This is a genomic window from Paenibacillus sp. 1-18 (assembly GCF_000520755.1).
Taxonomy (GTDB): Bacteria; Bacillota; Bacilli; order Paenibacillales; family Paenibacillaceae; genus Paenibacillus; species Paenibacillus brasilensis.
The window spans coordinates 1-13,369 of record NZ_ASSB01000043.1 but is presented as its reverse complement, the minus strand read 5'-3'; the positions used below and the strand labels follow the sequence as shown (position 1 = coordinate 13,369).

General features: G+C 50.2%; 1 protein-coding gene and 2 pseudogenes. All 3 read right to left on the bottom strand.

Annotation, left to right across the window (positions count from 1 at the left end; genetic code table 11):
* A pseudogene (locus L693_RS0102750) lies at positions 1-12,513 on the bottom strand (amino acid adenylation domain-containing protein); the annotation flags it as partial.
* Positions 12,514-12,624: 111 nt separating this feature from the next.
* Positions 12,625-13,032: a 3-hydroxyacyl-ACP dehydratase FabZ family protein gene (locus tag L693_RS0102745; protein ID WP_049825034.1), complete on the bottom strand. Its 408-nt coding sequence runs from the start codon at positions 13,030-13,032 to the stop codon at positions 12,625-12,627.
* Between the two features lie 3 nt (positions 13,033-13,035).
* Positions 13,036-13,369: pseudogene (locus L693_RS27590) on the bottom strand (beta-ketoacyl-[acyl-carrier-protein] synthase II); the annotation flags it as partial.

Genomic DNA, 13,369 nt, shown 5'->3' with positions numbered 1-13,369 from the left:
ACCTCGGCTTTCCATGGCTTTGGCCACCTCGAAGGCTAGATTTCCTCCAAGTGAGTATCCCAGGAAGACATATGGTCCTTCAGCCTGAATACCCACGATGGCATCCCTGTATCGATCCAGCATGTCTTGACCCTGGAAACGATCGCCGATGAATTCCAGCCCGTATACCTCGCAATGTCCTTCCAGCTCCTTAGCCATCTCATAGTACCCCAGAGAGTAGCCGACCCGAGGAGGGAAGCAAAACACTTTGAGCGTTCCTTTCCCTGGGAAGTGGATAATTTCCATTTCTTCTTCGTCAGGAGCATCTTTTGCCCGCAGCTTGGAAATTTCATGTGCCATTTCTTCCACAGTCGGAAGATTGAACACGAGTTGGAGCGGAAGCTGTACGCCCATGCCGGTCGAGATTTTCTGGATCAATCCCAATACTTTTAGGGAATGGCCCCCAAGTTCGAAGAAATGATCTTTGACTCCGATTTCCTGCACGCCGAGTACCTCGGACCAAATCTGCACCAGTTCTACTTCAGTCTGCGTACGCGGCGGGATATACTCCGCTGTGCTCCGCAGGAGTGATTCCGGTGCTGGCAGCGCTTTGCGATCCAATTTGCCATTCGGATTCAGCGGCATATGTGCCAACTGTACGAAAGCAGACGGAATCATGTAGCTCGGCAGCTCGCTGGCCAGCGCCTCGCGTAACACGCCCGCTGCAAGCCCCTCCTCAGCCACAAAATACGCGCAAAGCTGAGTACTTCCAGTTGTATCAGCCAGTGCAAGAACGACTGCTTCCTGCACAGATGGCACTTTAAGAATTTGTGCTTCCACTTCTCCCAGTTCAATGCGATAACCCCGGATTTTTACCTGGTGATCGATCCGTCCCAAATACTCAATATTCCCGTCTGGCAGCCATCGGGCCAAATCGCCCGTCCGGTAAATCCGTGCTCCCGGTTTGTACGGGTGAGGAATGAACTTCTCTGCCGTCAGGTCCGGCTGGTTGAAGTACCCTCGCGCTACCCCTTCGCCTGCAATGCAGAGTTCTCCCGGTACACCCACAGGTGATACCTGAGCAGCACTGTCCATCATCCATACTTGGACGTTAGCGTACGGTTTACCGATAGGCACATACGTTAGAGCAGCAGTCTCAAGGCTCGTTGTATATCGGGTCGCATATACGGCCGCTTCGGTAGGACCATAGATGTTCTCCAGCACTGCGTATGGAGATACTTTATAGTACTCTTCCACAAGTTTGGCAGGCAGCGTCTCGCCGCAGGCAAACAGGTATTTCAAAGTAAGGAATCCTTGGCTGCCGCTTTCTTTCAAATATTGAACAAGAACACTGAGCATCGACGGCACCAGATTGAGATGCGTGATACGGCTCGTATCCACGGCCTCCAGCAGTGCCACCGGATCTTTGTCCACGCCCTGCGGCAGGATCACGAGGGTTCCCTGCCCAAAGAACCAGCAGAACAACTCCGGCACGGAGAAGTCAAATGTGAATGTCGTTTTAAGCAGGAATCGGTCGCCTGCCAACATCGGATATTCAGCTTCCAACTGGCTCAGCGTATGGACGGCAGAGCGATGCTCAATCATTACACCTTTCGGCTTGCCCGTTGAACCTGACGTGTAAATGATATACGCCAGATGCTCCGGCCCCGCGAGTAGCTCCAGATTCGAGTCATCCGCATGATACGCCTGCGGGTCATCAAGTGCCAGGAGCGTGCCAGCAAACGGAAAACGATCTTTGAGATGATTTTTCGTCAGCAGAAGCTTCGCACCCGAATCCTCCAGCATGTGGCGAATACGATCTTCCGGGAATTCCGGATCAATCGGTACATAGGCCCCACCCGCTTTTAGAATGGCATGGATGCCGATGATCATCTCAAGCGAGCGCTCAACCATGATGCCGACCGGCTGGTCCGGTTTGACCCCTTGGTCACGCAACGTACGTGCGAGGCGGTTCGCCTGCCGATGAAGTTCTCCGTAGGTAAGCTTCGTTTCGCCATAGATAAGTGCTGTACGATCCGGTGTGAGCGCCGCTTTTTCCTCAAATATGCCGTGAAGGGTCTTCTCACGCGGATAAGGAGCTGCTGTATCGCCCCACACCTCTATAATCTGCGATTTCTCTTCCGGCGTGATCAGCTCCAGCTCATCAATGCGGATGGCAGGATGAACAGATACATTTTCCAGAATTTTCATTAAGTGCCCTTGAATCCGTTCCACCCTCTCCTGATCATAGACACGGGCATTGTAACGGTACAAGAACTCCAGATTACGGCCCGGCAGCACAATAAGGTTAAAATCATAATTCGTCTGTTCAAACACCTGAACATCCGTAATTTTGTATTCAGCCTCTTCACTGGCAATTTTCTCTTCCAGATGCTCCTCTACCGGGTAATTCTCGAATACCATAATATGAGAAATTAAATCTTGCTTCTGTTCGCTCTGTGCTTGAATCTCATAGAGCGGATAGGAATCGTAAGCATGTCCTGCCAAATATAATTCCTGCTGTCTTTTCATCACATGGGAGAACGTATCGCTTCCCTCTGCCTGTACCCGAACCGGAACCGTATTAATGAAGAGACCGATCATGCTTTCGATACCCGGAATCTCGGCAGGTCTTCCCGATACCACACTTCCGAAGACGACATCCTGACTTCTATTGTAGCGCTGCAACACGATTCCCCAGGCTGCTTGCATCAGCGTGTTCATCGTTACCTGGTTCTGCTTGGCCACTTGTTCCAACCGCTCGGTCAGTTCCGCATCCAACGTGAATACAAGCTTCTCCGATACGTAGGCTTCCGCTTTTGCTAGTGGCTGTGCTATCGCCTGCGGCAGCTTCGTCTGCTGTTCGTAGCCTTCCAGATACCCTCTCCAGTAAGAGGATGCCTCTTCCTCACCTTGCTCCTCCAGCCATTGAATATACTGGCTGTACGATACAGCAGCAGGAAGTTCAGGCTCCCTTTGCTCACGCAGAACCCCGTACGTTTCAAACACTTCCTGAAGCACAAGAGGCATACTCCAGCCATCCAAAATGATGTGATGAGAGCTCCACAGCAGATGGTAAGCCTCTTTTGCCGTCCGTAGAATGGTCACACGCAGCAATGCTCCTTCGGCAAGATCAAAGCCTCTTGCTTTGTCCTGAGCAGTATAAGCTGCAAGACGCGCTTCAATTTCACCGGATTCCAGCTCGTGCAGGTCCTCGTATACGAAGTCACACGCTCTTTCTTTGAACACAATCTGTATAGGGAAATCGCCCCATCCGGCATGGAAATTCGTTCTCAATATGGCATGCCGTTTCATCAGATGCTTTAAGCTGCGTTTGAAATCCTCAGGATAGAATGCTCCTTGAATTTCAAATTTGGCCTGCTCAAAGTAGACTTCCGAATGAGGCTCCAGCAAGTTGTGGAACAACATTCCCTTTTGCATCGGTGTCAGTTTATACATATTTTCAATGCTGCCGATATGCCGTGTCTGCTCTTCCAGCTCCTCGATTTTTTCCAGGCTGATATCTTTGAGGAGTACATCACTTGGTGTAAGTTCCGTTCTTTCCTTGCGTACACAATGTCCAATGACTTCGCTGAGACGGTCCTTCAGGATGCCGACAAACTTCGCTACCGACTCCGTGTGGAACTGCTGACGGTTATAGCTGACCGAAAGGTGCAGTTGTCCTTCGGCAATCAGTCCATTAATGTTCAACGCCTGATGCTGCACCATCTGCTCACTGACCGCAGGTCCTACCGAGTAAGGGGATACCTCCATCGTCCCCCCCGCAAGATCCTGGTCGAACTGTCCCAGGTAGTTGAAGATAATCTCCGGTTCAGCCGAGAAGGAGGAGACATCGGATACGTCGCTCAAATATTTCAAAATACCATATCCGACACCTTTGTTAGGAATACGACGCAAACCTTCCTTGACGCGCTTGATTCTGGCGCCGATCTCCAGTTTCTCTCCCATCTCAAGGGCGACAGGGTATTGACTTGTAAACCAGCCTATTGTGCGAGTGATATCCAGTTCCGGTACAATAGGCTCCCGTCCATGCCCTTCCAGAAGGATGCCTACACGTTCGATCCCCGTCCACTCGTGAACAGCCATGCCGAGTGCCGTCAGGAGCAGATCGTTAACTTCCGTGTTGTAAGTGCGGTTCGCCTCTTTCAGGAACTGCTCTGTCTCTTCTGGTGACCATCTTACTGTAACAGCCTCGCTGTCTTTGATGAGAAGATCGCCGTCTACCTTGTCTTTTGGAAGAGGGACAAAGCCATCTCCTTCTACCTCTGCCCAATAGCTGCGTTCTTGTTCAGCCTCCGGACTGTTCGCATATTGTGTGATTCCCTGGGCCCATGCACGGTACGAATCCGTCTTCTGCGGAAGCTTGACAGCTTCTCCGCGTGCTGCCTGCTCGTAGCCTTCCTGCAGGTCCTCAAAGAGGATGCGCCAGGATACACCATCAACAGCCAGATGATGAATAACGATTAACAGATGTTCGCCTTCCGCGCAGCGGAACAGGCCCAATCTTAAGAGAGGTCCATTACCGAGAGAGATGCTGCGCTGAATGGCTTCCGCACCTGCTTCTATTGCCGAAGCCGGGTCTGTTTCATCCCGCAGATCGTGGATCTGAAGGCTATAAAGCTCACCCTCACCTAAGCTGCGGTTCCAGGCTTCAAAGCCCCGCTCTCCTTGGCGGAACACCAGTCGCAGTGCATCATGATGTTCTGCAATTTTCCGAACAACCTTGGCGAGCGCATCAGTATTGAAGCCTTCCCGTCTGTACAACATGACCGACTGATTAAAGTGGTGCAGGTCCGTCGACTGCTCGTCGAAAAATCTGCGCTGGGCAGGTCCCGGTCTTACCGCTCCGTGTACCTCGCTCTGATCTGCAATTCGGCTGACTGCGTTAACGCGCTGGGCCAGCTCTGCAATGGTTGGATAGCCGAGCAAATCCTTCATGTCAAGTTTATAGCCTGCGTGGAGAAGCCTTGATGATACTTGAATGGATTTGATCGAGTCGCCTCCGAGCTCAAAGAAATTGTCATGGATGCCGACAAGCGGCACACCTAGCACACCTTGCCAAATCGATGCCAAAATGGTCTCCACATCCGTCCGCGGAGCGGTAAAGTCTGCTCCTGCCTTTACACCTGAGTTTGGTTCAGGCAATGCCTTACGATCCAGCTTGCCATTCGGTGTCAAAGGCATCACGTCTAGTTGGACGAAGTAAGACGGGATCATATATGCAGGCAGTTCAGCAGACAGTTCGTTTCTGAGCTCACTGACAGACATTTCCCGGTCAGCTACGAAGTAGGCGCATAGCGATTTCTGCCCTTGGGCATCTGCCCACGCGACAACGAGAGCTTCATCGACAAGTGGAATATCCAGCAGCTTGGCTTCAATCTCACCAAGCTCAATACGATAGCCCCGTATTTTAACTTGATGGTCAATACGCCCAATGTACTCAATGTCTCCATTAGGAAGGCGACGAGCCAAATCCCCGGTTCGATACATATTTCCTTCCGAAGCGAACGGATTTCTAATGAATTTTTCTGCGGTAAGCTCAGGCCGGTTCAGATATCCACGGGCTACCCCGTCCCCGGCGATGTACATTTCGCCTTCCACACCTAACGGTACGAGACGGAGCTGTTCATCCAGGATATGGATATATATATTGTCTGCTGACAATCCAATCGGCACGGATTCACGCGTATCCTTCGCAGGATCGTAGAGGTGAATCATACAGCCGACGACCGTCTCGGTTGGACCGTATTCATTGTAGATTTTGATGTTGCCACCAAAGAGATCTGTGATGGTTTTCGATAAATATGTGGTCAAATTCTCTCCACCCACAATGAGCTGCTGAATGCGACTTTCCGCCGGGATGGCCATATCTTTAATAAGACTGAGATGAGTCGGCGTCAGCTTGAGAATATCCACCGCATTTTCGCGCAAAATATGCTGTACAACCTCCGCTTTATCTATACCATCATATATCCGTACTAATCCTCCATTCATTAATGGAGTAAAGATCGACGTCAGTGTCAGGTCAAACGAAATGGATGAGTAAAGCGGGAAATCCGTTGGTTTTCCAGCACAATAGACTTTATTGGCCCACCAGATGTAGTTCACGATCCCCTTGTGGTTAATCATGGTTCCCTTCGGATTGCCGGTTGTACCCGATGTATAGATTAGATACACCAGATCGTTTCCTCCAACAGGAATATTAGGATTATCCACTCCGGTTCCGTAGATGTGCGGGGAATCCAATTCCATAACCGTTCCATCAAAGGAAGCCAGCTCCGTCAGGTGGCTCTGTGTAAGCAGAATCTCAGCGCCGGAATCCTTAAGAATATATTGAATCCGTTCCTGCGGATATTCAGGATCAATAGGTACATAGGCTCCGCCCGCTTTGAGCACACCCATGATGGCAACAAGCAGCTCCACAGAACGGTCTGCCAACAGACCTATCACTTGTTCACTTCGTAGTCCCTGAGCTATCAAGGTGGAGGCCAGCCTGTTAGCCTGCTCGTTCAGCTCCCGATACGTGATCTGGATGTCGCCGTTTACAGCCGCAATCTTATCCGGCGTACGGACAACCTGCTCTTCAAACAAGGTATGCAGACCCTGATCACTTGGATAGGTTTGGGCCTTGCCGCCCCAGTCAAGCAGTTTCGTGCGTTCCTCAGGCGTTACAATCTCCAGTTCCTGTATCGTCGCTTGCGGACGAGTAGCTACCTGATCGAGCATTTGCAACAAATGATCTCCGATCCGCGCAATACTTTCTTGCTCATAGACCAAAGCGTTGTAACGAATGCAGACCTTGATATCCTCGCCTGGAATCACAACCAGGTTAAAGTCATAGTTCGTTTGTTCAAACATGGTGAAGTTCGCGACTTCGAGATTGTCTTCATTTTGATTACCCGATTGCTCCACCTGTTCGTCGAGCGGATAATTTTCAAAGATCATAATATGAGAAATCAGGTCCTGCTTTTGGGTTGTTTTCCCCTGAATCTCATACAGTGGGTAGGTATCGTAAGCACGTCCTGCCAGTGATTGTGCCTGTGTGCGTTTCATGATCTCGACAAAGGCTTCGTCTTTGGAGGACTGCACACGGATAGGTACTGTATTAATGAACAGACCCACCATATTTTCGATACCTGCAATCTCAGCCGGTCTACCTGATACAACACCGCCGAAAACCACATCCGAGCTGGCATTGTAACGTTGAAGAATCAGTCCCCAGGCTGTCTGCATGAGCGTGTTGACGGTCACGTGATTGCGCTTCGCGACAACATCCATTTTACCGGTCAAGGATGCACCCAGATGGAGAACATGCTCATTCAGAACATAGCCCGCTTCTTTGGCTTGAGATTTCGTTTTACCTTCCGGCAATACGGTATTCCCGTCATAATCCTCGAGGTATCGGCTCCAATACGTTGAAGCTTCTCCATTATCCTGTGCATCAAGCCACTCAATATAACGGCTATAAGACTGAGCTGGCGGTAGCACAGGCTGCATTTGCTGGCGCAGGGCAGAATAATAATCGAACAGCTCCTGGGTAATGATCGGGATGCACCAGCCATCCATAACAATATGATGGAAGCTCCATAATACCAGGGAACTCTGCTCCGTTTGCAGGACGGTTACTCGCATCAGCGGGTCCTCCGACAAACTGAAACCTTTAGCCATATCCTCAGCAGTGTAAGCCTTGATCTGAGCTTCTTGCTCCTGCAACGTAGCGGAACGCAGATCTACGTAGCGCAGAGGGATTGACCGTTGCTTAAAGACAACTTGCAGCGGTACATCAGCGATATTGTTGTAAAAGCCGGTACGGAGTATGGCATGTCTTTGTGCCAGAGCCTGGAAGCTCTCGAAGAAGATATCTACATCGAAGCTGCCTCGCAGCTCGAACGTGGCCTGCTCGAAGTATGAAGAGGAGTCCGGCTCCAGCAGACTGTGAAACAGCATCCCCTTCTGCATCGGCGTCAGCTTGTACACATCCTCAATCTCTCCAATGTGGGCCGTTTGCGTCGTGAGTTGATCAAGCTGCTCCAGTGTTAATCCCTGGAACAGAACATCACTTGGCGTAAGCTGTGAGCGCTCCTGAGCCACACAATGTCGGATGACCTCGCTTAAACTCGACTGTAATAATTCGGCAAAATGACTCACCGTTTCCTCGCGATACTGCCTGCTGCTGTACGTAATCGTCAGTGATAGCTGGCCTTCGGCAATCATGCCATTCACATCCAAAGCATATTGCTGTGGTGTGTGATCGCTGAGCGCCTTACCGACGGAATGTGTGGATAGGCTAAGGGCATTACCCTCCAAGTCCTGATCAAACTGTCCGAGATAATTGAAGGAAATCTCAGGCTTTATGCCGAATCCGACACTTTTCTCCGGTGCCATATACTTCAGAAGACCGTAGCCGATTCCCTTGTGCGGAACCTGGCGCAAATTCTCCTTAATACGCTTGATTCGTGCAGATACTTCCTGTCCGTCTTGCAGGTTCAGCAGAACCGGATACTGGGTTGTAAACCAGCCCACGGTACGGGTAATATCCAGTTCCGGTATGATCATTTCCCGTCCATGCCCTTCAAGATTGACCAGAACCTGTCCCATGCCTGTCCAGCGCTGGATTGCTGCTCCCAGAGCAGTCAAAAGCAAATCATTCGTCTCCGTATGATACGCCCGGTTCGCTTGTCGCAGCAGCAGGTCTGTTTCTTGCGCAGACCACGTTACCGTTACCGACTCGGTATCCCGAATGGTGCCCGGCTCCTGATCTTCATCTTTTGGCAGTGGGGCCAGAATTGTATCCTCGATCTGCTGCCAGTATGCACGCTCCTTGTCCAGAGCAGGCCCTGCTGCATACTTCGCCGCTTGTTCAGACCATACAAGATACGAATCTGTCTTTTGTGGAAGGACAATCGCTTGTCCATTCAACGCCTGCTCGTATCCCGTTGCGATGTCCTCAAACAGGATGCGCCAGGATACCCCGTCAACTAGAAGGTGATGGATAACAATTAATAGATGATCCCCATCTTCACAATGGAACAAGCCTAGCTTGAACAGTGGGCCGTCTTCCAAGTGGAAGCTTGCCTGGATGGCATCGGCTTTGGCTTTAACGGCAGCAGCCTGATCATCCGCCTGTCGCACATCAGCTATATCCAAGGTATAGAGCTCGCCTTCATCCGTTCCACGATTCCAGGCTGTATAACCAGCTTCTGTAGATCGGAAGATCATACGCAGCGCGTCATGGTGGGTAGCAATTTGGGTCATCGTCAACCGGAGTGCAGCCTCATCAAAGCCGTCTTTCCGATAGAGCATGACGGCATGATTGTAATGATGCGGCTCCTCTGTATGACGTTCAAAGAACCATCGCTGAATTGGCATCAACTCTGCTGCGCCTTTAATTTCACCCTGTTCTGCTGTGCGTCCGGCTGCTTGAAGATACGGGCTTAGCTCAGCAATTGTCGGATATTTGAAGAGATCCTTCATCTCTAGCTTATACCCGGCTTGGAACAATCTCGAGGATACCTGGATCGCCTTGATGGAGTCACCACCCAGATCGAAGAAATGATCATGGATGCCGACCTGCTGTGCTCCCAGCACCCCTTGCCATACGGACACCAAGGCTTCCTCAGCCTTCGTCCTTGGCGGTTCATAAACTGCTCCAGTCTGCACATTGGCTTCCGGAGCCGGAAGTGCTTTGCGATCCAGCTTGCCATTTGGCGTCAAAGGCATCTGTTCCAATTGCATAAAGTAAGACGGAATCATATAAGCTGGCAGCTCTTCCGCCAAGGCTTGTCTCAATTCGCCTACCGTCAGCATCTGATCGGCTGTAAAATAGCCGACAAGCACCTTTTGTCCACTTCCATCCTCCTGAGCGAGCACTACAGCCTCCCTTACAGACGGAGCATGGAGCAACTTCGCTTCCACTTCGCCCAGCTCGATGCGGTAACCCCGGATTTTAACCTGGTGGTCAATCCGTCCCAAATACTCCATGCTGCCATCCGGCAGCCAGCGTGCCAGGTCACCCGAGCGGTACATACGCTCGCCTTCTTCAAACGGATGAGCGACAAACTTCTCTTCCGTCAATTCCGGTCGGTTCAGGTAGCCGCGTGCCAGGCCTTCGCCCGCCACGTAGAGTTCACCTGGAATGCCAATCGGCTGTGGACGGCGTTGTTCATCCAGAATGTATGCACGCAGCGTCGGAATCGTGGTACCGATATTGCTGCGGCCCTGTTCAATTTCCAGATCCGTAATTTCTTTGTATGTTACATGCACGGTTGTTTCGGTAATGCCGTACATGTTGATGAGCTGCACTTGCGGGTACTTCGTTCTCCAGTCCTTGAGCAAGGCCGGGCTTAATGCCTCGCCACCGAAGATAATCATACGGAGACTCAGTTCTGCCGCATGATGACCAAGCTCTTCCTGTAGTAACTGATAGAAATATGTCGGCGTCTGGTTCAAAACGGTGACCTTCTGGTCCTTAAGCAATTGCAAGAAACGATCTGGACTCTTCGCGGTAAGCGATGGAACGATGACCAGACGTCCTCCATTCAGCAATGCCCCGTACATTTCCCATACGGAGAAGTCAAAGCAGAATGAATGGAACAGGGTCCACGTATCCTGAGGACCGAAATCAAACATATTTTTATCATTAAAGAGCAGGCAAACTACATTTTTGTGCTCGATCAGCGTTCCCTTTGGCTTGCCTGTCGTACCCGATGTATAGATGACGTAGGCAAGATTGCTCGCCCCCGAAATGCTCTCCAGATTTGAAGTGTCCCCTTTATACGATGCAACTTCGTCCAGATTCACAAGCTTTCCGTCAAATGTGGTGCACTCCCATAGATGGCTTTGGGTGAGCAACAGATGGACTCCCGAATCCTCCAGCATATAATGGATACGTTCTTCGGGATAATCGGGATCAATGGGCACATAGGCTCCTCCCGCCTTCAAAACCGCCAGCATGCCGACGACCATCTCCAGGGAACGATCAGCCATAATCCCCACGAGTACATCTGCACCAACGCCTTCGGTGCGCAAATATCTCGCGAGCTGGTTAGCCTGCTCGTTTAGAGCTAGGTATGTAATGCTCTGCTCGTCCATCTGAACGGCTACGTGATCTGGCGTGCGCTCAGCTTGTTCTTCGAATAAGCCATGGATTGTCTTCTCACGCGGATAATCGACTGCAACGCCTTCCGAAAGAGCCAAAATGGATTGCTCTTCTGCTTCACCCAATAAGTGTACCTCTGCGATGGAAAGCTGCGGTGCATGAATGATCTGCTCGGCGATCGTAAGCAACTGGGAAACCATGTCCTTTACTTCACTGGGTTCAAACAGCTTCGTCCGATAAACGACATCCAGTACCAGCTCGCCTTCATCCAGGATCTCCACGATATGAAGCACGAAATCGTTCACTTCGTCGTCGCAGAAATCATAATCCATCAAAATGCACACGTCATCCAAATCAACCCAATTGATAAGGCGGTATTCCATTGAAACGCCAAAAAGCCGCTGAATATCCTTGTTACCATGCATTTCTCTAAGATCCTGAATTAACTGATTATATGGATACTTCTGATGCCGCAGGACCGACATCTGATCCCTGGCTACATCCTGCAGGAAGCTCAACACATCCATATCCTTTTCGACGTATGCTCTGGCTGCAACCGTGCTGACGAACATACCTATCTTTTGCTTCTCTTTTTTGTTCCCCCGGTTAGCGAACGAAGTACCAATCACCACATCCGGCTGATTCGTCACTTTGTGTATGTAGATATACATCGCACCCATGAAGAACTGGAACAGAGAAATCCTGTTCTGTTGGCAAAATGCCTGTAGCTCGTGATATAGCACCTCTGGCACGGTAAAATGCTCCCGAACGGCGTGGGTACTCAGAGATAACGGATTATATGACTTCCAACCCGTAAGTTCAGGCAAATCAGAAAATTTATCCAGCCAGTATGCCTTATCCTTTTGGTATCTGTCCGAAAGCTCGTATGCGTTCTCTTCTGCAATATATTGAATATAAGAGCAATCGTCGTTCAGCTTCGGTTCGTTTCCTTGAATTAAATCCATGTAAAACGCTGTTAGCTGATTGCCATAGACCACCATTGAGATCCCGTCAGAAATAATATGGTGCATCTTGGTGTTAATCCAATACTCATCCTCGCTAATCTTCACAATTAAAAACTGGAAGAGTTCAGAATCCAGCAGTGGCAAGGGTTTGCTTTTGTGTTGCTCAAGTAAGGCTTCCACCTCAGAGATACTTTCATAGTGGGTAAGATCGAGGTACTCCAACTGTCTCTCTTCATAAGGAACGACATACTGCTGAGGCACTCCATCCACTGAGGTAATACGAATGCGGAACGCATCATACTGTTTGATAATCAAATTATTGGACTGCATGAAGGCAGCGATATTTATATGACCCTTCATCTTAGCTGTACCGGAAAGCTGTGACACTGACGTACCTGGGTAGAGTAATTCGGTATACCATATACGCTTCTGCGCATTTGTTAAATCATATAACTGCATGTCATTCATCTCATTCACTCCTATTCCGTGATGTGAATATCCTCCCGCTGCTACTGGCAGTCAGGAGGACAAAAGGACAGTTTAACGTGCGCTTCCACCCCGTCATTGACCAAGTGAAACAATTTCTTCCGCCTCAGCCACCAATCGATCGCCTACGGAAGCCCGACCACTTCCGAGTACATAACCCCGCCGACGCTTGATCACTTCAAAATAAAGATCAATTCGGTCCCCTGGCTTTGCCAAGCTGTGGAATCGAATTCCATTGAGGTTGGTCAGGTATGCAATACCTTTTTTATCAATCGCAGCGAATGCCGCCAATTGTGCAAGCGACTCCACGATCAACATAGGAGGCATGTATGGATTAGCCTCTGTAATAAACCATTCACTCCAGGTAACAAACTTGTACCCCTTCGCCCATTGCGACGTTTCGTATCCAGTCACGCCATCCAGCAGAAGAAACGGATACCTGTGCGGAAGCACATCCGGGATATGGATTAGCTCTTCGCTCACAGGCTATACCCCCTCCCACTTGCGAACAGCAAGACAGACATTGTGCCCCCCGAAACCAAAGGAATTACTAATCGCCGCATGGACCTCGCGTTCCTGATATACGTGCGGTACAAAATTCAGTTCAGGGGCTTCAGGGTTGTCGCAATTGAGTGTCGGTGGTACTTTGCTGTGGATCATGCTCTGTACAGTTGCAATTAATTCGACTGCCCCTGCACCGCCCATTAAATGGCCGGTCATAGATTTAATAGATGATATCGCCAAACGGGGAGCATGCGCTCCGAATACGCTCTGAATCGCATTGATCTCCATACGGTCGTTAAACGGCGTACTCGTACCA